This is a genomic window from Arthrobacter sp. I3 (genome assembly GCF_000520575.1).
GTDB classification, from domain to species: Bacteria; Actinomycetota; Actinomycetes; order Actinomycetales; family Micrococcaceae; genus Arthrobacter; species Arthrobacter humicola_A.
Genome location: NZ_AZSB01000466.1, coordinates 1 through 21,444 on the forward strand (window position 1 = coordinate 1; position 21,444 = coordinate 21,444).

19 protein-coding genes are annotated in these 21,444 nt (G+C 64.6%); 6 read left to right on the plus strand and 13 right to left on the minus strand.

The genetic code is table 11. From position 1 onward, the window contains the following. On the minus strand, window positions 1–237 hold a 237-nt coding region (locus Y706_RS0100950), incomplete at its 3' end, for a hypothetical protein (protein ID WP_028275124.1). Between the two features lie 524 nt (window positions 238–761). Here Y706_RS0100950 and Y706_RS0100955 point away from each other — a divergent pair. Both Y706_RS0100955 and Y706_RS22840 read left to right on the plus strand, forming a co-directional pair. Beyond that, window positions 762–1,202, plus strand: a complete 441-nt coding sequence (locus Y706_RS0100955) for a MarR family winged helix-turn-helix transcriptional regulator (RefSeq protein ID WP_216699086.1) — start codon at window positions 762–764, stop codon at window positions 1,200–1,202. Continuing rightward, entirely contained in the window at window positions 1,195–2,625 is a 1,431-nt protein-coding gene (locus Y706_RS22840; protein ID WP_043434015.1) for an MFS transporter, read from the plus strand. Before Y706_RS0100955 ends, Y706_RS22840 begins: the two co-directional genes overlap by 8 nt. A 147-nt stretch (window positions 2,626–2,772) precedes the next feature. On the opposite strand, the gene Y706_RS27315 is transcribed toward Y706_RS22840, so the two are convergent. Further along, window positions 2,773–3,093, minus strand: coding sequence for a Rossmann-fold NAD(P)-binding domain-containing protein (locus Y706_RS27315; protein ID WP_028275126.1), 321 nt, complete (start codon window positions 3,091–3,093; stop codon window positions 2,773–2,775). Window positions 3,094–3,457: 364 nt separating this feature from the next. Between Y706_RS27315 and Y706_RS22850 the strand changes: the two genes are divergently transcribed. Further along, window positions 3,458–3,670: a hypothetical protein gene (locus Y706_RS22850; protein ID WP_043434017.1), complete on the plus strand. Its 213-nt coding sequence runs from the start codon at window positions 3,458–3,460 to the stop codon at window positions 3,668–3,670. A gap of 274 nt (window positions 3,671–3,944) precedes the next feature. On the opposite strand, the gene Y706_RS0100975 is transcribed toward Y706_RS22850, so the two are convergent. From Y706_RS0100975 to Y706_RS22865, 10 genes are all read right to left on the minus strand, one after another. After that, entirely contained in the window at window positions 3,945–6,629 is a 2,685-nt protein-coding gene (locus tag Y706_RS0100975; RefSeq protein WP_028275127.1) for a trehalase-like domain-containing protein, read from the minus strand. Between the two features lie 1,004 nt (window positions 6,630–7,633). After that, on the minus strand, window positions 7,634–8,455 hold the full coding sequence (locus Y706_RS22855) for an acyl-CoA thioesterase domain-containing protein (RefSeq protein WP_052354961.1): 822 nt from the start codon (window positions 8,453–8,455) through the stop codon (window positions 7,634–7,636). Between the two features lie 258 nt (window positions 8,456–8,713). Beyond that, window positions 8,714–8,917 (minus strand): hypothetical protein, encoded by a 204-nt coding sequence (locus Y706_RS28550; protein WP_156945021.1) that lies wholly within the window; start codon window positions 8,915–8,917, stop codon window positions 8,714–8,716. A gap of 148 nt (window positions 8,918–9,065) precedes the next feature. Then, complete coding sequence (locus tag Y706_RS22860; RefSeq protein ID WP_253906662.1) at window positions 9,066–10,235, minus strand: cytochrome b/b6 domain-containing protein; 1,170 nt, start codon at window positions 10,233–10,235, stop codon at window positions 9,066–9,068. Between the two features lie 400 nt (window positions 10,236–10,635). Then, window positions 10,636–11,625, minus strand: coding sequence for an electron transfer flavoprotein subunit alpha/FixB family protein (locus Y706_RS0100990; RefSeq protein ID WP_028275129.1), 990 nt, complete (start codon window positions 11,623–11,625; stop codon window positions 10,636–10,638). 113 nt (window positions 11,626–11,738) lie between these two features. Continuing rightward, window positions 11,739–12,521 carry an electron transfer flavoprotein subunit beta/FixA family protein gene (locus Y706_RS0100995; RefSeq protein ID WP_028275130.1) on the minus strand — a complete coding sequence of 261 codons (783 nt, stop codon included), beginning with the start codon at window positions 12,519–12,521 and terminating at the stop codon, window positions 11,739–11,741. 85 nt (window positions 12,522–12,606) lie between these two features. After that, complete coding sequence (locus Y706_RS0101000) at window positions 12,607–13,812, minus strand: MFS transporter (protein WP_028275131.1); 1,206 nt, start codon at window positions 13,810–13,812, stop codon at window positions 12,607–12,609. 101 nt (window positions 13,813–13,913) lie between these two features. Further along, on the minus strand, window positions 13,914–15,095 hold the full coding sequence (locus tag Y706_RS0101005; RefSeq protein ID WP_043434022.1) for an acyl-CoA dehydrogenase family protein: 1,182 nt from the start codon (window positions 15,093–15,095) through the stop codon (window positions 13,914–13,916). Between the two features lie 33 nt (window positions 15,096–15,128). Beyond that, window positions 15,129–15,617, minus strand: coding sequence for a MaoC/PaaZ C-terminal domain-containing protein (locus Y706_RS0101010; protein ID WP_028275133.1), 489 nt, complete (start codon window positions 15,615–15,617; stop codon window positions 15,129–15,131). Beyond that, window positions 15,602–17,836, minus strand: coding sequence for an acetate--CoA ligase family protein (locus Y706_RS22865; RefSeq protein WP_052354962.1), 2,235 nt, complete (start codon window positions 17,834–17,836; stop codon window positions 15,602–15,604). The genes Y706_RS0101010 and Y706_RS22865 overlap by 16 nt, the downstream gene beginning before the upstream one ends. A gap of 116 nt (window positions 17,837–17,952) precedes the next feature. On the opposite strand from Y706_RS22865, the gene Y706_RS0101020 reads away from it, so the two are divergent. The 3 genes from Y706_RS0101020 to Y706_RS27320 are packed head-to-tail and all read left to right on the plus strand — an operon-like array spanning window position 17,953 to window position 20,292. Then, entirely contained in the window at window positions 17,953–19,140 is a 1,188-nt protein-coding gene (locus Y706_RS0101020; RefSeq protein ID WP_028275134.1) for a thiolase family protein, read from the plus strand. Next, the gene (locus Y706_RS0101025) at window positions 19,140–19,559 is read left to right on the plus strand and encodes a Zn-ribbon domain-containing OB-fold protein (RefSeq protein WP_043434025.1); all 420 of its coding nucleotides are present in this window, start codon (window positions 19,140–19,142) and stop codon (window positions 19,557–19,559) included. The genes Y706_RS0101020 and Y706_RS0101025 overlap by 1 nt, the downstream gene beginning before the upstream one ends. A 52-nt stretch (window positions 19,560–19,611) precedes the next feature. Continuing rightward, window positions 19,612–20,292: a FadR/GntR family transcriptional regulator gene (locus tag Y706_RS27320; protein ID WP_052354963.1), complete on the plus strand. Its 681-nt coding sequence runs from the start codon at window positions 19,612–19,614 to the stop codon at window positions 20,290–20,292. 67 nt (window positions 20,293–20,359) lie between these two features. Here Y706_RS27320 and Y706_RS0101035 read toward each other — a convergent pair. Next, on the minus strand, window positions 20,360–21,444 hold a 1,085-nt coding region (locus Y706_RS0101035; protein WP_028275136.1), incomplete at its 5' end, for an MmgE/PrpD family protein.

The following is a 21,444-nucleotide window of genomic DNA, read 5'->3' on the forward strand; positions in this document are numbered from 1 at the left end:
GTGCACCGGCAGATGATGCGACTTTGCACACGCACGAAGCTCTCCCATGGCGTCGGAGTCAGTCTGGGCACGCGTCACATCGAGTTCCAGCGACAGCCCCGAGGCGAGCGAGCCGGCGCGCTGGACCACACCGTAGAGGCCATGGACGTTCTGAACCGTCACGTGACCCTGGACCTTGACGCGGGCCTTGGCGCCATCGAGGTCCACACGGACCAGCACCCGCAGCTTCTCGTTCACACAGTTCTCCGCTCTAAAACGGGGCCACCACGCTGTGGCCCCCGACAACGATAGACGCAATGTGACCTGGATAACAAGAGATCAACGTGCAGGGGGCGCAACCGGGCGGACGGCTGACGGCAGCGGCACGCCCGGCCATTAAGGTTGACGAAATATCCGCTATCAGCAGCCTCGGCCCGTGAGGGAGCGGACCTCCAGGCCCGTTGGGTGCGGTCAACGGCTACGTCGCAGCCGAACTCAAAACGGGCAAATACCGGCCCGGATGCCCCGGCAAACTCCATTCGACGTAGCCCTCGTCGACGGCATCCTCCGCCGCGAACTCCGCAACGAAACCCGCAACATCCTGGTCCGCAGAACGAAGAATGACCGAAGCGAGATACAGCCTGGGACGCTCACGTCCCAAATGGCCGCGGCTCAGTTGATGCCGGAGTCCCGGATACGGCAGCCGGCGCCGTTGTCGTTCTTTCGGCGGCGCGTTCCAATATGCGCAAGTAACTTGATCAAGTTGCTTGTATAGTTAGTGCATGACCGGCGAAACCATGGCGGACCATGTAATGACGCGGTCCCTCTTCGAGACCTTGCTTCCTCTGCTGAGACGGCTGAATGCCTCACGGACGCTTTCCCCGGGGAAGCTAGGCGTCCTCCGGCACGTGGCGGAGCACGGGCGGGCGTCGACGTCGGAACTGGCCGCCGTCGTCCACGTGAGCCCGCAAGCCATTTCGCTTGCCGCGCGGGAATTGGAACGGTTGCAGTTGGTGATGCGTGTCCCCGATGCCGAGGACCGGCGCCGGGCCTGGATCGAGCTCACCGACGCGGGGCGGCAGAAGCTGGCCCAGGAGTCCGCGGCCGGTCAGGGCTGGCTTGACCGGGCCATTACGGAGCGGCTGACGACGGAGGAGCGCGAGTCGCTGGAAGCGGTCATCCCGATTCTCCGGAAGCTTGGATCGGAGGCCTCCGTTGACTGAGCCGGCCGCCCGCCTGCGCCTTTTGCCGGCACTGGTCTACGCGGCGCTCTCCACGGCGATCGTGAGCTCGCTGGGCATGCTGCTGGTGCCCACCATCTCCCGCGAGATGGAAGTTTCGGTCAGCACGGCGCAGTGGATGCTCACCATCAACCTTCTGGTCGGCGCGATCGCGACCCCTGTCATGGGCCGGCTCAGCGACGGACCGCACAAGAAACGGCTTTTGCTGTGGTCACTGACGATCATCCTCATCGGATCCGTCGTCGCCGCGACGGCGCCAAACTTCACGGTGTTCCTGATCGGACGGGCGCTTCAGGGCCTGACCTACGGGATCGTTCCGATGACGATCGCCCTCGCCCGCCGCTACGTCGCCGCCGAGAAGGTGCAATTCGCCATCTCCAGCCTGTCGGTGACCGTGGCCACCGGGATCGGGATCGGCTACCCCTTGACCGGGATCATCGCCGGGATCTTCGACTTCCGGTTCGCATTTTGGTTCGCCGCACTGTTCGTGGTCACGGCCATCGTGGTCGTCTTCCGCACCGTTCCGGCAGGACCCGACGAACAGGCCCCCCGGGTGCCCTTCGACTACACCGGCGCCGGTCTGCTCGGCCTCGGCCTCGGCACCCTGCTCCTTGCCGTCAGCGAAGCGCCGAACTGGAGCTGGAGTTCGCCGTGGACCATCGGTGCCTTCATCGTCGCGGCGGCCGGCCTTGCAGCCTGGATCGGGGCCGAACTGCGGACGCAGCACCCGCTGATCAACCTTCGGGTCCTCCGCAACGGGGAAGTGCTACTGGCCAACGGCGCCGCAATCGGACTGGGCGCCGCGATGTACATTGGCCTTTCGATTTCCAGCCTCGTTGCCCAGGCTCCTGCCTCGACCGGCTACGGCATGGCGCTGCCGGTGTTCTGGGCCGGTTTCGTGATGTTCCCGCTGTCGGTGGGAAGCTTTGTGGCCAATCGTCTGGTGCGCCGCCTCTCGCGCCGGATCAGTCTGACGACACTGTTGCCGATCGGTGCCGGCATGATAGCAGCAGCCGGAATGCTGCTCTGGTTCGCCCACACCGGACTCTGGGAGATCCTGCTCGGAATGCTGGTCTTCGGTCTGGGAACGGGTGCCAGCTATGCCGCCATGCCGGCACTGATTGCCCGCAGCGTGGCCGCCGAAGAGCTGGGCAGTTCGGTGAGCTTCAACCAGGTCCTGCGCACCGTGGGAAGCTCCTTCGGCACCGCCGTCTCAGGCGCGGTGCTGGCAGCGAACATGGCCCCGGATCTCCACCCGACCGGCGCCGGAATCAATGCGACATTCGCGATCGCCGCAGTACTCTGCGCCGTGGTCTTTATCACCCTGCTCATCCACACCCTCATGACCCGTTCCCGCCGGGCAACCCACGGGCGGACTCACGCCCGGATAGATTCACCGCGGTAGGCGGGCCGCTGAGGACGGGTCGCCCAACGGGGTGAAGAACCCTGAGGGCTACCCGAACGCCGTCGGGTAGCCCTCCACCAGACCCTGGGTTGCGTTGCATCTGCGCGTCGAGGCGACTCGACATCCCGGACACGCTGATCAGGACGGCTATCGTGCGGGGCCGGAAGCCGGGACGGAATCGTTGTCGGCACGGTCCGTATCGTGGGCGGTGATCAGGATGTTTCCCTTCGAGATGGACTCGCGGCCGATCAACGTGCGGAGGTCGCCGCTGGTGACCAGCAGTTCGCCACGGGCGATGCCGAGGTCGCTGTCGGCGAGGATCGCTGCGTAGCCCTCCGGCAGTCCGGCGCCGACCAGGATCTTGGCGTAGTCCTCCGCCGGGAGGTTCTGGTCGGTCACCGGCTTGCCCGCAGCCTCGCCCACCGCTGCCGCCAGTTCGCCGAACGTAAACGGCTGGTCGCCGCCCAACTCGTAGACCTTGTTGGGGTGACCGTCGCGTTCAGCACGGAGGCGGCAGCTTCGGCGTAGTCGGTGCGGGTAGCGGCGCTCACGCGTCCGTACCGGCGCTGCCCAAGACCGCGCCGTGCTGCAGTCGGCCTGTGATGGATCGATGGTGAGGGGTCGGTGGCGGGACAGGACTTAGGCCGGGAGCTGCTCGAGGGCCCCCGGGATCGACATGGGCACGCCGCATGTCTATTTCCGGATCCGTGCCGGTACGTAGTTTATTGGCGCGATTCAGAACCACGTAACGCGCCCGGATGCTTTCAGCGGTCGCTGAGGCGTCCCAGGACGTCCCCTTCCTCATGAGGGTGCCCGGTGGGACGATTCCAGTATGAGCGAGAAGAAGGCTGAGGCTCCGCGGGAGCATGGCCACGATCTGGAGGGGTACGTCGGTTCACCGACCACGCAGCAAATGCGCACCGTCGGCCAGCGCCGGCGGGATGCCGAGGAGAAGCTGGAGCACCATCTGGAGATGGCCCGCCACAGAGATGATCTCGACGGCGGGGACGCCGCCAGCCAGGAAGACATCGAGGGCGGCCGGTAACCGGTTGTTGTTGCTGGTCAGAACGGCGCGCCGACTCAGGTGGCGGCAATCATCTTGACCTGTGAATGGTCGTTTCTGAAGTGGCGGACACGGGGGTGCGGGCCTATGGGTTGGAAATCGTAGAGCTATACAGTGGAGCACGGATGGCAGGAATACGTGTGTCCTGTCCGGGCGCAACAGCTGCACCCGGGAAGGACACGACCCCGGCCGGTGGGAAGTCGGCATGAGACCGGCAGCGCGCCTATTCCTGCGTAGCCGGCCCATCACGGGCACGTCACCGGCCAGGTTTGCCGGGGCGCTGGTTCAGCTCTCCCTGGCCCAGGTGCCGGTCTAGTAGCTGCGCACACCGGATCAGGCCCAGGTGCGAATAGGCCTGGGGATGGTTGCCCAGGTGCGTTTCCGTCGTGGGGTCATACTCTTCGGGCAGCAGCCCGGTGGGACCGATCAGGTTCACCAACTGGCCGAACAGTACCTCGGCATCATCGGCGCGGCCGACCGCTAGATAGGCCTCGATCAGCCAGGTCGTGCAGATGTGGAAGCCGCCCTCCAGCCCCGGCAGCCCGTCGTCGTATCGGTAGCGGAAAACGGTGGGCCCCACCCGCAGTTCCCGCTCCACCGCGGTGACGGTGGCCAGGAAGCGGGGGTCGGTGACGTCGAGCAGGCCGGAGAGCCCGATGTGCAGCACGGCCGCGTCCAGGTCCGGGCTGTCGTAGGCCACCGTGTACGACGCCGATTCCTCGTCCCATCCCTGCTGCAGGACTTCGTCGCGGATGGTGGCAGCCGTGGTGCGCCACAGCGGATCAGGCACCCGGCCATGACGCTCCGCGCTGCGCAGGACGCGGTCCAGCGTGACCCAGCACATCACCTTCGTGTAGACGTGGTGCCGGGGCGGGCGCCGTGCCTCCCAGATTCCGTGGTCCGGTTCGTGCCAGCGGGCCAGAACGGCCGCGGCCATTTGCTCCAGCAGTTCCCACTGGAAATCGGTCAGAAGACCGTGGTATTCACTCAGCCCGTGGATCAGCTCGGCAATCGGGCCGAAGACGTCCAGCTGCACTTGGTGGTCCGCGGCATTGCCGATCCGTACCGGGCGCGACCCCGCATAGCCGGGCAGGCTCTCGATGGTGGCCTCGCTGGCCATGGGGTTCCCGGTCACCGAATACAGCGGGTGCAGCCACTCGGGCCCTGGGGCGTGGTCCAGGATCCGGCCGAGCCAGCGCAGGAACCCTTCGGCCTCTTCAGTGGAACCCAGATCCACCAGTGCCTTCACGGTCATGGAGCCGTCCCGTAGCCAGCAGTACCGGTAGTCCCAGTTGCGGATTCCGCCGATGCCCTCGGGCAGCGAGGTGGTGGGCGCGGCGAGCACTCCACCGGTGGGTTCGTGCACCATGGCCCGGAGCGCCAGTGCGGAGCGCTTGACCAGGGAGGGTTTGACCGCAGGCAGCTTCAGCTTCCGCACCCATGCCCGGGATCCTGCCGCGACGCCGTCCCGGCGGGCCGGCTCGTCGGCGGGATCGAGCACAAAAGAATCGGTGTCCCCGCAGCGCAGGTTCAGGACCACCGGCCCGTTGCGCAGGTCCACCTCCGCCGTCGCGGTGGCATGGCGGCCGTCGGTGCTGACCGTGAAGCCGACCCCCGGCGCGTGCAGGACGATCGGATCGGAGGTGCCCAGCACATGCAGCTCCCGGTCCCGGACCTCCATGCTGAACGGGGCATTGGTGTAGTCCGGACGGGGTGCGAAGATGATCCTGGCCGCGCCGGTGCCGGAGAGCACCCGCACCAGGCTGGTGAGTCCGTGCGCCGCCGGTTCGAGGTAGTCGGTGACGGTGATGTCCGCCCACCGGGTCTCGACGATCATCGTGTTGTCCACATAGCGCTGCCCCAGCACCCGGGATGCCTTCACCGGCTCGACGCTGAAATGCCCGGCCGCATCACCGCCGAGGATGTGCGCGAACAGCGACCCCGAGTCCGGCATCGGGTGCGTCATCCAGCAGATCTTCGCATCCGGGGTCACCAGCGCGGTGGAGGATCCGTTCCCCAGCAGGGTGTGCCTCTCCAGGCCGACGGCGTCCTCGCCGAACAGCCAGGCGCGGCGCAGCTCGAACATCACCGCCAGGACCATTGCAAAGGCGTCCGGATCCCGCAGCCGGTGTCCGTCCTGCGGCCCCTCCCCGACCCTCAGGCCTAGGTCCGGGCCGCGCAGCGTGCCCAGTGCGTCTTCGTCGCTGGGACCGTCCCCGGCATACAGCGCGGCACTGATGCCCAGCTGGGAACGCAGGCGTTCGAGCGCGTGGCCTTTGGCGGGCTCCACCAGGGACAGGTCCAGGACGGAGCCGTCCACAATGAAGAACATCCCGCGGTCCCGGGCGATCTGCTCGGCTTTGGCGGTCACCCTGGCAGCCACGTCCGGCGGCGTCCAGATCAGGCGGACGGATACCCCGGCGGGTTTCCGGTGGATCCTCTCGACTTTGAAGTCTTCTTCGGCCTTCGCTACCTCCGTCAGGGCATCGCTGACTTCCTGAAGGATGGAGGTGGTGCCCGGCGGCTGGTCGTAGAAAAAATCCATGTCAAACTCGGCGCCGTGGGAACCCACGAGGTGGACCTCCGCCGGCAGCCGGGACACCGCGGCCAGATCCCGCAGGGAACGGCCGGAGATCACCGCCGCATGGGTATTGGGCAGCGCCGCCAAGGCACGCAGTGCAATCGAGGCACTGCCTACCGGCAAGGTCACCTTGGAGGTCCCTTCGTCGGCGGAGAGTGTCCCGCCGTAGTTGCAGGCCACCAGCAGGTTCGGCGTGCGGGCCAGTACCTTCAGCTCAGAGAGCAGCTGCGGCGACAGTTTTTCACCCGCGGCGTCCGACCGGACCAGGGCCCTGAGCAGGTCTTGCGGCAGCGAGGTGGAAAGCAGGCCGGAATTGGCCACCGACCGACCAGCCTCCGGCCGTTTATCAGACGTGGTCATTGCAGTTTCCTTACCGTCAGCCGCCGAGCTGGGCTCTGGCAGTGCCAGCCGGTCAGGACGGAGTTTCGTCTGCGTCCGACGGGAATCACGCACCATAAGCTTCCGCGGCGAACCGTCATCCCAGCGTGGTTCCCGGAAGGTGCCGGTGTCAAGAGTTCGCGTTGGCTCACACCTCCGCGCAGCCGCATCCGTTGTGACAGCTTCCGGCTACGCCTTGCTGACGGAGCTTTCGATGATTGAGCGCCGGGTTGTCACCAAGAAGCTGGCACCGCATCCTGTGAGGTCTTTGGCGAGAGCAGTCGACCGGCCCGGACGGGGGAGACGTGCTGGTGCTCCGGCCCCGCACAGGGCGCAGGGCCGGCCTGGGCGGACCGTGGGCGCCAGGAGAAGAAGGGGCATGCTCGCAGGGCTCCGGACACCCAGGAGCAGAATATCTACTACGTTTTTTGGCTGCTGTCCTTTATGTTGTTGTCGGATGGTTCCGTGGCCGTTGCAGGGTCGTGGCTACCCAGGGGAGGCGGGTATGGCTTTGGTTGCTGTACCGGACGGATTTCTTGTGTGACTGCTTCGAAGGATTGGCCGCTGATGCACCCGCTGGCCGAACTGTCCTCAAAGGTCGCCAGTAAAAAATGGCACACGCAGCGTGGGCTGTCGACGTCTTCTGTTGTCTGGGCTCCTACAGGACGGGAAAGATCCTCGATGCAGAATCGTCTTCCTTCCTCGAGGATTCCGCTTGCCGCACCAACGAGTGGAAGCAACGCCGACCTCTCAACCGCGTATGCCCTCTCCAAACAGATCAGGCTGACACAGCCCTTGTCCACATGCCCGACGTCAGGGTGGGGTGTACTTCAGCACGACAACTGAGGAGAGAAGTGGCATCTGGTAGTTGCCGACAAGCAACAGCCTGCCAGACGCACGTCTGCAGGCGCGCACGTGCGATGCTAAGTCTCGCTGGAAGCCAGAACCTTTCGGACCTGGTCTTGGTATGCCGCGTACGGGTGAGCTTAGCGGGCTTGTCGGAATATAGCAGTGGCCTGAACAAAGGCTTTACCGGCGCTGCCTGGTTCGTCGCTGAACAGTTCGACTTCGACAACCCGCAGCGACGAACCGGCATAGCGCACATGTGTGCGGGAGGCGATCGCACCGAATGCCGGACGCAGGTAGGCAGCCCGGAGCGATTGCAGGTCGTAACCGGTTCTGTCGGGCATGGCTTGCTGGGCGGCAAAGGCCGCCATAATCATCAATGCGCCGCCGTGGAGGGCCCCTCGGGAGTTCCGGAGCAGGTCATTTCTGGCAAAACCGAGACCCGGCAGGAAGCTCTGGGTGAAGTCGGGGCGACCACCTGACATGATCGGGGCTGCGGGACAGGCGGCCAGCAATGCACCTAGAGAGGCCCCTTCCTCGTCCCCGAGCGGTTGCCTCGCTATCGCCTCGAAACGGTCCGGCCCCTCGGAAGTGTTTCCCTCTACACGCTGAAACCAGCCAGTGCCCTGGACATATTCGATCCCGTCCGGCCCTTGGAGTGTTCCCGTGGCCATTCCGCCGGCCTCATCGCCCACCAGTGTGCGGGTCCAGGCTTCGAGGACGGTTCCGTCGGCTGGCAGCCGGCGCATGAAGTTAAGGTGCAGCTCGGTGGTGACCACCCAGTGGAGATCATCTACGTTGGTGCGGAGGGAGGCGGAAAGGGTGTTATCCAAGATGACGGCAGCGGCGGCCCCTGTCGGGCGGCCGTCCATATCGAGGACCCAGTGGCCGGTGTCCATGACCCCCATGCGAACGCCAAGAAGCCCGTCGGGGCGGTGCCTGAGCAGGCGGACCCTCATCATCTTCTCCACATGGCCCGTTATCGTCGGGCGCGTGACCGGCAAGTTGGGCACATCTGTGAGTGGCGCAGCGTCGGTGCGACCCTTAGTCGCCGGCGTGTGCGGTGGTTGGTGGCCGGAAGCGGTCATTGACACAGGATCACACCTTCGGTTCGTTGGGCGGTCAAATTCAGCACACTAGGCAGAGTGGCGGGCAGGTCTAATTCATGGATCTTTCCTTGGGGAAGTTACTTTCGTGAACAGGGCAAGAGCGTCAGCAGGCTAATAGTCGGTCTGCAGGCGAGCATTGTGGCTTTGCACCCACAAGGTGGAGGCGCCGTTCACGTCGGGCATGACGCATCCCTGGCCGACAAACCGGGAAGGCACCGTTTGGTCCCGCTCTTCCGACTGCAGGGGTTGCCACCAGCCAGTCTTGGGGCAGTGCTCACCCGAGCGGATAGCGAGCGTTTCGGTTCGCGTAGTCATAAAAGGTCCTAAGAGGAGAAGTAGTGGCTGGATGGTGCACCGCTATTTACAGTGTGTTGTATGAAAAGAGCCTGAAGACCTGCGGGTTAGGGCAGCAGGGGGCGGGCAGGTGGAACGAAGACGGTCCCCGCGGGGGTATTCGTTCGGGTTATTTGGTGACCTTGCCCATGAGGGTGGCGATTGGTGTGGTGAACAGAGGTTGGGTCAGGAACCAAGCGGCTGCGACCGCGGCCAGCGATGCTAGGAAGACCACCAGACCCCACCAGTCCACAACGTCCCGGGAGGTGTACATGTGGTTCAGGTTCCGTAGTGCCCCGGTGAAGAACACCAGGAAAATGTGCACGATAGTGAACGCCACGAAATAGAGCATCACCGGGAAGTGCACTGCACGGGCCCACTCCACCGGATAGGCCTTGTTGAGCCGTTCGGCCTTCTCCGGCCACCAAGTGGAGAACCGCATCCCGGAGAGAACAGCCAGCGGGGCAGCGATGAACACGGTGACAAAATAGGCCATAACCTGCAGGGCGTTATAGTGTACCCACCCGTTCTCGGAGGGCCAGTCCAGGGAGGCGTATTGGATGGCTGCGGAGACCATATTGGGGACGACGTCCCAGTCCGTGGGCACGATCCGCATCCACTGCCCGGTGGCGAACAACAGCCCCATGAATACCAGGCCGTTGACGACCCAGAGTACGTCCAGGCATTGGTGCAGCCATTGGGACAGGGAGACCTTCTTCGGGCTGTTGCCCCTCGGGGCGAAGAAGGAGTTCTTTTTGGCCGTCCAGTAGGCAGGGGGCTTGCGCTCAGTGCGGACCTGCAGGCCGGTGCGGATGATCAGCACGATGAAGAACATGTTCAGGAAGTGCTGCCAGCCCAACCAGGGCGGGATTCCCTCAGGGGCTGACCCCGGTTGGGAGGCGTGCCCGTCGTAGGTCGCAATGAACTGCTGCATACCCTCGAGGCTCCGCAGCCACCGCGCGCCTAGTACGGCTGCTGCAGCCACGACCAGCAGCCCGGCGACGATCGCGGCCGGCTTCACCCACCTCGGCCGAGCGGTCGGTGGCTGGACCGTTCCGCCTGCGGTGGGGGTGCCAGTGCCCTGAGTGCCGGTGGCATCTCCCGCGCCCGCAGGGGTCAGGGCGGCAGCCTTGGTCTGCGCGGCGGACGGACCCGCGGCCGGCGTGGAAGCGGGGGCGCTCCCCATACGCGTTTTCGGAGCACCATCTTTGCGGGTTTCCGCCGTGGCCCCGCCCCCGGCGTCCGGGGTGGATGTTGCCACGGCTGAGGGGGCCTCGGAGGGTGTCGGGTTACCGCCCATGCGTCGTTTCCGTGCAGAGGGTGCGGCTGCCGTGGTTACCTGTGTAGCCGTGTCTGCCGTGCCTCTGTTACCCGTTGCGACCGGTGAATCTGCCCTGGTCGGGGAGTTCGATGACGTTGCCGCCGTGGGGTCTGATGTGGGCCGGGGGTGCTGCGCCAGGTGTTCGGCTGCCGCGGGCGCCGTCCGCACGGGCGACGACGCGTGGTCGGGTTCCTGTTTGTTCGACGTTGATGTGGGCGGGGTGTCGCTTGCCGGCACGCCCGGAGGAGTGTCCAGCGGCTTGTAGCCTGCCATGCGGCGCCGGGCCGTGGGCCTGCCTGGGTTGTGATCGCTGGTCATGGAAAGTGTATGTCCTGGGTTCGGGGGGATGGGATGGGTCGCGGCTGCGTCCGGGCGCCTGTCAATTGCGGCGGTTGTTGATTTCCTTGATGAGCTGCGGGACCACGGCGAAAATGTCCCCGACTATCCCGAAGTCAGCGATTTCGAAGATTGGGGCGTCCTCGTCGCTGTTGATCGCCACGATTGTCTTGGCTGTTTGCATCCCGGCACGGTGCTGGATGGCCCCGGAAATCCCCAGGGCTACGTACAGTTGGGGTGTCACGGTCACTCCGGTCTGCCCGACCTGGTAGGACTGCGGCACGTACCCGGCATCCACTGCCGCCCGGGAAGCACCCACTGCGGCCCCCAGGGCGTCAGCGAGGTCCTCCACGAGGGAGAAAGCGTCTTTGGATCCGACACCCCGGCCGCCGGAAACCACGGCCTTGGCCCCGCGCAGCACCGGCCGCCCGGTGTCGGCCGGGATGTCCGTGAGCTCGACGATCGCCGCTCCGGGAGCCACCTGGGTTACCACCGGCGCGGTGGCGACCTGCGGGGCCTCCACAGCCTGCGCGCGGGCTTCGACCGAGCCTGGACGCATGGTCACGACCATCAGCCCACCCTCCACCGTGGACTCGGTGGTGAAGTCGCCACCGAAGACCGCGTGTGAGGCGATGACCTCTTGGTCGTCCTCGTCGTAGCGCACCCCGACCACGTCCGCGGCCACCGACCCGCCGGCCACAATGGCCAACCGGCCGGCCACCGCCTTCGAGTCGTTGGTTGCCGGCACCAGCACCAGGCGTGCCGAGTAGGCCTGGATCGCGTCGGCCAGGGCACCGACCTGGGCTGAGCCCAGCCCTCCGGCCGCGGGGTCGGCCTCGGCCACGTAGACGTGGGCGGCGCCTAACGCCCCCAGCCGGGCTGGCAAGTCTTCGCCGGCCCCGGGGGCGGCGACCACGACAGCCACGGGGGTGCCGATTCCGGCTGCCGCCCCGAGCAGGGACGCCGCCGTCGACTTCGGCGATCCCCCGCCGGTGGTCTCGATCAACACGAGTACATTTCCAATGTTTGCCATGATGGGTTCCTTTTACCTCTTGGGTAGCACCGGCCAGGGACGCCGGAGGCTGCGGTAGGCCCTTCAGGGCCTTCCGGATTCAACTAAAGACAGGACAGGGATGGTGCGCCCGGTCAGACCAGGCGGTTGGAGACCAAAAAGTCGGCCAGCCGGGCTGCTGCGGTGCCGTCGTCGGCGACTTTCGGGCCGGCCTGCTTGGGTGGGCGCGCCGCGGCCGAGACCATCACCGAACGCACCGCCGCGGCCTCCGGCCCGGCCTGGATCCGCAGATCGGCTAACGACCAGGTCTCCAGCGGCTTCTTTTTGGCCGCCATGATGCCTTTGAAGTTCGGAAACCTGGCCTCCGCAGTTTTCTCCGTCACCGAAACCACCGCCGGGCACCCCGAGGACAACCGGAGCGTGCCCCCATCAACCTGAGCCCGCCCCGACACTTCGTTTGTGGTGATCGCAACTTCGTCCAGTCCCGGCAGCACTGGCCAGCCCAGAATCTCCGCAACCATCGCCGGGACCATCCCTCCCCGCCCATCGGTGGCCTCGTTGCCGGCCAGCACCACATCGACTTCACCGATCTTGTCAATCGCGGCGGCCAGTACCCGGGAAGTCTGTACCATGTCTGAACCCGACAGGGTCGGGTCGTTGACCAGCACCGCCGAATCCGCGCCCATCGACAAAAGCTTCCGGAGTGCCTTGGTGGCGTCCTCCGGGCCCATGGCCAACACCACTACTTCCACGTCCTTGTTGGCGTCCTTGACCAGCAGTGCATTTTCCAAGGCACGCTCGTTGATCTCGTCGGGTACCGGATCAGACGCGGCCCGATCCAACAGCCCAGACTCCAAATCGATCTTCCGGTTCGACCAGGTATCCGGCACCTGCTTAGCCAACACGACAATCTTCACTTCACTTCTCCTTTTTCTATGACGCATTCATTGACTACGTCCCCGAGGCTGTAACTGCTGAGGGGATGGACAGCTGAGCAATTGCTCAGGGGCTCTTGGACCGGTTTGTTAGTCGCCACAGGAGGGCACTGGCAACTATGGTCAGTGCACCGAAACCGCCAGCCATCACGACGAACGGCGTCGTACCCAACGGGGCAAGCCCCAGTACAAACGTGCCCAGGGCGGTGCCGGCGTATAGGGCGGAGTTGTTCCATGACAGCGCGTAGGCACGGTTCTTGCCGGCCGAGTGGGTCAGCATCTCCTGGCCGTTACTGACGAAGGCCGATCCTGCCGCAAAGGTAAACGCCCAGCCGGCCAGGGAGAACCAGAGATGACCCGACGCGGTGGCCAGGGTGATGAAGACGGTCATCACTGCGGCGAAGGAAAGGTTCAACAGCTGTTGTGAGCCCTTCCGGGCGCGAACCCAGTCCACGAGACGCCCCCCGATGGTGGCTCCTATCAGGGAGCCCGCTCCTACGGTCGCGCCCACAAGACCGAGCTGGGCGGTATCCAGGCCGAACCGGGTGAAGAGCAAGGCCCCGGCGAAGGTGTAGGTGGCATAGCGGGTGGCCTGCGCAAAGAAATTAGCCGTCAACAGGAAGCTGAACTCCCTATGACTCCACAAATTCAAGGAGTCCGCGAACGCCTCCGTGATGCCGACCTTTTCTGGGATACGGGCTTCCTTGCCCAAACGCAGCCCGATCAGCGCAGCCAGCACTGCACCGATCACACTGATTGCCAGGAAGGTCCACCGCCACGATGCGAAGGAGGCAACGAGACCTCCCAAGGGAACGCCTACGATTTGCCCGGCAGCAAAGGTCGCGGCCACGCCCGCTACCGCCTTGCCCACCTCGTGGGGCGCGGCAGTCTCTGTAGCAAAGGACCACACTGGCGGACCCATGATCGAGGCTCCCACGGCAGCAAGCGCTCGGCCGGCAACCACTAGTCCCAGCGTTGGCATGAGTGCCGCCCCCAGAACCCCGGTACTGAACACTGCCGCGCCGAACCACATGGCCGATCGCCGTGTGAAGCGGTTGGTGATCAAGGCCACTGCCGGGCTGAGCAGTGCGTAAACGAGGGAGAAACTCCACGCAACCACGGAAGCCTCGCCGATGCTCACCCCGAAACCGGCACTGATCTGTGGCAGCAGCGGCGAGACCATGAACATATCCATGCCGAGGACGAGGAATAGCGATGCGGCCAGCCTTTGCTTGGGCCACGGGGTGGCCGTGACCATTGAGGTGGATATCATCGCTTGGCTCCCCTGCCCCTGCTGCGGTACTGCTGTGCACGAAGTGTCATGGTGCTCACGCCTCCTGGACGAGGGCGGGCCAGTCGGCCCGTCCTCGTGGGTCAGAGGCCCATCCTCTTGGCGAGGACGTTCCGCTGGATCTCATTGGTGCCGCCGCCGATCGGGCCGACACGTGAATCCCGGAAGTACATTTGCATGTCGTATTCCATGGCGTAGCCGGAGCCGCCGTAGACCTGCAGACCGATGTCGGAGACCTTGAAGTTGTTCTCTGTGGAAATGATCTTGGCTATCGAGGTTTCCTCAATGGCAGATTCACCGGCGTCCAACAGTTCTGCCACCCGGTAGGTTGCCTGGCGTGCCTGCTCGGCCATGATCCACATGTCGACCAGTTTGTGCTGGATCACCTGGAACTTGGAGATTGGCTGGTTGAACTGGATGCGCTGCTGTGCGTAGTCAGCCGCATCCTCGGTGATCCGATAGCAGTTTCCTGCCGAGATCGCGGCCAGCCCTAGTCGCTCCAGGCCGAGCGCCTTCATGAGGTTCTTCCAGGTTTTGCCTTCCTCACCGATGCGGTCCTCGTCCGGGACGAAGACGTTCTCCAGCACAACTTCGTTCGCGTGCGTGGTGCGCCGTCCCAGCATTTGCAGTGGGTTGATTGTCACACCGGCGCTCTTGGCGTTGACCAGGAAGGTGGTAAAGCCCTGGTGCCGCTCAGCGTTCGGGTCCGTCTTGGCGACGACAACGAGGTAGTCGGCCACGTGCGCGCCGGATATCCAGACCTTGGTGCCGTTGAGTACCCAGCCGCCGTCCTGCCTTACTGCCTTGGTCCGGAGGCCGGCTACGTCAGAACCGGTTCCCGGTTCGGACATAGCGATAGACATCTTGATGGAGCCGTTGATGATGCCCGGGATGATCCGGTGCTTGAGCTCCTCGGTGCCAAACTTCGCCACGTGGCCGCCTGCGTAGATCGACGTAATCATCACCGCTTGCCCGATGCCGGCGTAGTGGTATCCAAGGGTCTCCATAAAGTTGGTGATGTCCTTGTAGCTGGCGCTGGCGCCTCCGTATTCCTCGTCGAAGAACAGGCCCAGGAAGCCGCTTTCTGCAAGTGCATCGTAGGCGGCATGGGGGAATTCTTTGACGTCGTCTATGCGACGGATCTCTTCCCGGGGCAGTGTCGCTTCCAGGATCTCCAGGACCCCCTCGCGGACCATCTTCTGATCCTCGGTGAGCCCCGTGGTGTTGACCAGTAACTTCATTGTCTTGTCTCCAGTGGTAGTCATTGTGCTGCGATGTTGTCGTGCCGTGTTGGGTGGTCAGTTGGCGGCGGGTTCCTGCGCGGTTGCCGCTTGTCCTGCCAGCCCGGCCCTGGTGTAGGCCATGGTCTTCATGAGGCCCCGCTGGACCACCGTGTCGTCCTGGTTCACGAGCTCCATCAACCGGACAACCACACCCCGGTCGGGTTTCGATGTGACCTTGGCGCTCCGTACGGTGGTGCGCAACCGCACCGTGTCCCCAATGAGGATGGGTGCGAGGAACTGCCATTCGTCCACGCCCAGCGCGGCGATGGCGGTGCCGTCGAAGTCACCCATGCGGGCGCTCAGTCCGGTGACGATCGACATGCCCAGGGTGCCGTGGGCGATCCTCTGCCCCAGGGGGGAGCGGCGCGCGTACTCGGCGTCCGTATGCATGGGGTTGGAATCGCCGGAAATCCACGAATAGATGACAATGTCCGTCTCGGTCACCGTTCTGGCCGGGCTCTCGTTGACGTCACCGGCGACGAAGTCCTCTACGCATTTGCCCATTCCGCGGTCCCTTCTGCGTGGGCGGCGGCCGGTACGGCACCGCCCGGTTGCGGTGTGATGCCGTGCTCCCGAGGTGCCAGGACGATGAGGGCGTCGACCGCCATGGGTCCGTTGTCCCGGGTGATGCGGACGGGGTTGAGTTCGATTTCGGTCGCCACGCCGTCGAGGTCCCGCACCATCTGTGAGAAGGCGACGATGGTGTCGGCGAGGGCATCGATGTCGTAGGGGGCTTGGCCCCGGGCCCCCTCAAGGACCTTGACCAGCGTCATCTCCCCAATGGCTTCCAGGGCCATCGGACGCTCGAGCGGGGTGAGATAGACCTTGACGTCCTTGAGGATCTCGACCCAGGTGCCCCCGCTGCCGAGCAGGACTAGGGGTCCGAATACGGGGTCGAAGCGGGCACCGAGCAGGATTTCGGGTCCTTCCCCGGCCATCTGCTGCACGCTGTAGCCAACGATATGTGCGTGGGCGGCCTCCGAGACCATGCGGGCAGACATGGTGGTCAACGCGTCGCGGACCTCGTCGGCGCTGGCGAGACCGACCCGCACGCCACCTACCTCGGACTTATGCAGAATGTCCGGGGACACGACCTTGAGCACCACCGGGTACCCCATGGCATCCGCAGCGGCTGCTGCCTCGTCCGGAGTCTGGACCACCTGTTCCCCCGGAACCTTGATGCCGTAGTGGGCCACGATCTCCTTCGCGGCAGTCTCCGTCAGGGCCGTCGCGCCGGGGGTTGCGGCGCCTAGCAGTCCGGCGGCGCGATTTCCGAATGTGGCATCGGCGGTGGAGTCCGACAACGGGGACCAATCGGTGCGGGCGTGCCAGTCCATCCACCGTCGGATCGTCCACATGCACCGGGAGGGGGACCGGAACACGGTGACGGAGGCGTCGCCGTCCAGGTCGCGGCTGCCCGGTCCTTCCAGCCATTCGTTCATCCAGACGGCGGCCAGCGCGGTGTTGGTTTCGCTGGCCACCTCCGCGAGGTAGCGGGCCCGCACGCCGGTGGTCGTCTCGTGGACAAAGGTCAGCGGCACCACTACGGCCCCGAAACCGGGATCGTCACAGAAGGAGGTCACTGCTGTCTTGAACGTGGAGATGTCCTTGAGTACCTCGGCAGTAAGGTCCGCCGGGTTGGCCATGGAACCGAAGCCCGGGACGATGTCCTGGAGGACAGCGGCCGTGGCGTCGTCCAGGACCGGCAGCGGCAGATCGTTTTCTTCAGCCTTATCGGCACAGATCACTCCTGCCCCGCCCGAGGTTGCCATGATCCCCACGCCTTCCCCGTTCGGGCCCTGGGGATTGCGGGAGAAGAAGGTCGCGACTTCCAGAAGCGCCTCGAAGTCCTCCACCAGGACCGCGCCGGCCCGGCGGAAGGCTGAGCGGTAGGCTTCCGCGGAACCGGCGAGTGTCCCGGTGTGGGACAGGGCAGCCTTGCCGCTGGCCTCGCCGTTGGCGGCCTTGTAGACGATGACGGGCTTTCGGGCCCGACCGGCCTTCAGGATGGACTCGATGAACCGCCGGCCATCAGAGATACCCTCCAGCAGGCACACGATGACTGAGGTGTCCGGGTCCTCCGCAAGGTAGGACACGTAGTCGGCCACGTCCACATCCACCGAGTTGCCACAGGCGAGGAACTTACTGAAGCCCATGCCACGATGCACGCCCTGCAGGAGTGAGTACCCGAGAGCGCCGCTCTGTGAGACCAGGGAGATGCTGCCCGCCTCACCGGAGATCATCTGCCCGCAGTCGGTCATGAAGTTCATGGCGGCCTTGCTCTGGGCATTCACAAGGCCTATGCAGTTGGGGCCGGCGAGCCGCAGCCCGCCTTGCCGGGCGGTGTCCAGCAGACGGAGCTGCGCTGCTTCGCCGTCCACATCACCAGTTTCGCGGTAGCCGGAGGCATAAACCACGGCCCCGCCGATGCCCAGGCGGGCCGCTTCCTGGATGACCGGCTCGGCCAGGTGCTGGCCCACGCAAACGATCACACAGTCGGGGACCTCAGGGAGGTCGGCCAGGTTCGCAAAGGTGGGCCGGCCAAGGATCTCGCTGTGCTTCGGGTGGATGCCGTAGACGGTTCCCGTGAAGTTGGCGAGGTTCTCGAGCGTCCGTCGCCCGAAGCTGCCTTCGGTGGGCGATGCGCCCACCACGGCAATGCTCTTCGGCTCAATAAGCCGGTGCAGATCGTCGCGCCCATACAGGGGCCGCTGCTGAATCATGTCTCTCCTGAATGTCAACGGTTGAACCATTGCAATTGTGGCGGTAGTCTCAAGATACGTCAAGAGCATTCCTCAAGGCCGACACGGAAACGGCCAGGATTCGTCAGGAGCAAAGAATGGGCAGAGTGGCAGTCATTGGATATGCGGCAACACCTGTAGGCCGGTTACAGCCAAGGCCTGGGGACGTGGGCGACCTCGAGCACGAGGTCCTCGCGGACGTCGTGCTCCGGGCCGTTGAGATGGCCCAGGTGGACAAGTCGGATATTGGGGGCCTGAGCTTCGCGCAGCCTCGTCCGTATACCCAGCAAAAGTACTTCGGGACGTTCATGGCCAGCTATTTGCAGCTGCCCTGCGACGGATTCGTGGCTGAGGTTCTCGGCAACGGGATGACCGGTGGCCTCGCGTTTGAGCATGCTGCCGACAACATCCGTTCGGGGCGGGCCAAGGTGGCACTGGCCCTGGGCGTAAACTACGAGACCGCTGTCTCTTCGGGTGAGCACATGATGAGCTCCATGCGCGCCGTCGGGGACGTGGATTTCCAGGCGCCCTTCGGTATCACGCCCATTGCGTGGTACGCCATGGACATGATGCGCTACATGCATGAGTTTGGGGCGACGCGCGAAGACGTGGCCACCGTGGCCGTGAAGAACCGCCACCACGCCAGCTTGAATCCGCTGGCTCAGTACCGCAAGCCCATTACTCTGGATGAGGTTCTGGCCCAGCCGACTATCGTCCACCCTCTCGGGCTCTACGAAGTGCCTCCCCGAAGCGATGGGGCAGTGTGCCTGGTGTTGGCTGACGAGGATGTAGCCCGCGCCAGCGGCCGGCCTTATGTCCTGGTCCGTGGCACCGGCTTCCATCATGAGGGAGCCCACCAGATCACGGCCACACCCAATGACATGATCGCCCTGAACGCAGCACAGAAGGCCGGCGGCCAGGCCTTCGCTGAGGCCGGGCTGAAGCCCTCCGACCTCGACTTCGCGGAGCCGTACGCCCCCTGCACGATCGTAGAAGTCCTGGTCAGCGAGGCGCTGGGAATCGTTCCGCGCGGTGCCGGCGCCAAATTCGCGGCAGAGGGCAGGACCTCCTTGGGCGGGGACATTCCCATCTCCACCTCGGGTGGACTGACGTCCCGGGGCCACCCGGCCTACGTCACCCCGCTGTACAACCTCCTGGAAGCCGTGGAGCAGTTGATGCACCAGGCGGGTGAGCGTCAGGTCCAGGACGCAGCGATCGGCCTGGCCACTGCTGAACTTGGCAACTACAACGCAGCTCTCGTACACATCCTTGAAAGGGTTTCCTGATGATCAACACCGTCCAGCTGGATCACCCCCACCCGTACCCACCGCGGAAGACCCCGTTCACCACCCCGTTCTGGGAGGCACTGGCAGAGGGCCGTTTCATCACCACCCGGTCCGGCGGGGACGGGGCCATTACCTTTCCGCCGAGGGACTTCGATCCGGCCACATGGAACAGGAACATCGAATGGGTGGAGCTGTCGGGCCGCGGCACGTTGTACTCCGTGACGTCGGTCCACGCGGCTCCCGAGGCGTTCAAGGAGTTCACGCCCTACCAGGTCGCGATCATCGACCTGGACGACGGACCCCGTTTGGCCACCGCGTTCCTCGGACCGGTGGACACCCCCCTTGACTCCCCGGTGGAAATTGTTGCCCTGCACTACAGCGACCAAGTCGCTTTCGCCGCCAGGGCGCTGGTCCCCTGAAGCCGTGACGGGGGCATTCCAGCCATTCGCCAACGTTCGGCCAAGGCGTGCGGTGGATGAGATCGTCGAACAGATTCGAAGCCGTATCCAGTCCAATGAGCTCAAGCCGGGTGAAAGGCTACCCAGCGAACGGGACCTGGCGGAGCAGCTCGGGGTCAGCCGGAACACCCTCCGGGAGGCTCTTCGGATGCTGGAATCCTCCGGGCTCGTCACACTGAAAAAGGGCTCCGCCGGCGGCGCGTTCCTCAACGATTCGAATTCGGCTGCCCTGTCCCAGAGCCTGCTCGATGGCATGGGGCTGCGGCAGTACGACGGCAAGGAGCTCATCGACGTCCGCGTGGTGCTGGTGAACTATGTTGCTGAACAGGCGTGCCTGCACGCCACGGACGCTGAGATTGAGGAACTGGCGGCCGTCGTGAGTTCCTCTGAGGAAGCAGAAACCAACAACCTCGACTTTGAGGATCGCCTGGAGCGCCACATCCGGTTTCACCGGAAGCTCGCACAGATCGCCCACAACGGGATCTCCGAGGCGCTGACGGGACCGCTTCTGGAAATCACGCGACAATTCCACAAGGACGCCGGCCCCACCGATGGCCTGGAGACACACGGAAGCCGCCGCAAACTCGTCCGGGCATTGAGGGACCGCGATCCGATCGCCGCAAAGCAGGCATTGGCCAAGCACTTTGACGCACTCCACCACGGCGTCCAGGCCGGGCTCTCAGGTAGCAGCTAACAAGAAAGGAAGCCAGTCCCGGCTGTACACCGGGACTGGCTTTTTCCATGCTGCTGAGCTTGCACGCTCAGTTCTTCTCCAGTTCGTTCACGATAATCCCACGCACTGCACCCGCTATCGACGAGACGTCATTCGCCTGGCGGATTCCGAGAATCGCCTCAGCAAGTACCTTGGCGTCGCCTTCCCCGACTGAAGGCGAAACCAGCTGGACGAACTTCCGGACCACCTCGCCATCAGACATCGGGTCATCGGCGGATCCCTTTGGGCTCAGGCACAATGAGGATTGCTCGGCGCCGTCCCGGAAGCGCACGGTAACCTTTGAGACGTTGTACGGTTTCGACGTTCCGGTCGCCACAGTATCGTCCGGGACAATGCGCACCTTCTCCGAGAGCTCAAGAGTCCTCCCGTGCGCCAAGTGATTCTCAAAGTCCAACGTGTGCTCCGGCAAGATGGGGTAGTTCCCTTGGATGGCCAGGGCCACGACGTACCCGAGGTGGAATCTGGCATCATTCGAGCTCTTCGGCGCGCCTACCTTTCCAACTGCCTCCCTGAAGAAGGCCGGAACGGCGACGTCGATACCTTCGATGTTCCCGAGCAACTCATCACTGAGCTCCATCGAGCTCACGGCGTCGATGCTGGCGTGGGTGTACCCGCATGAGGCATGGAGCTTACGCTGCGGGGCAGTGATGAACCAACGTTCCGTGTCCTGCAGTTTGCCTGGGTCGAAATCAGTCGCGAGAGACCTCATCAAGCCGATGGGGCTTTCGAGCAGGCGCAGGGGACCGGTCAAGCCATGGTACGCATAATTAGCAGCCTGGACAGCACTGCTCGCCGGGTTGGCGCCGAAGAGAATCGGCTTGACGGTTCCGCCCTGCCCGAAAATGACCTCAGCCGGGCACCACGTGCTGATCGTCGAGGAAATGGCCATGGCATGCGCCGTGCGGTTCTCATCAAAGGATCGGATGAGGGAGAGCGCCGCCGCAGCGCCGATCGCGTTGAAGTAGCTGACAACTACCGTTCCGCCGTCACTGTAGGGCTTGAAGTTCCCAATCGAAGACTCGTAGAGCCGGGCCGTGACTTCAGTGCCGGCAACGACGGCGCGCAGCACCTCAGATCCTGAGATGTCCTGGTAATAAGCGCTCGCCAGGACAG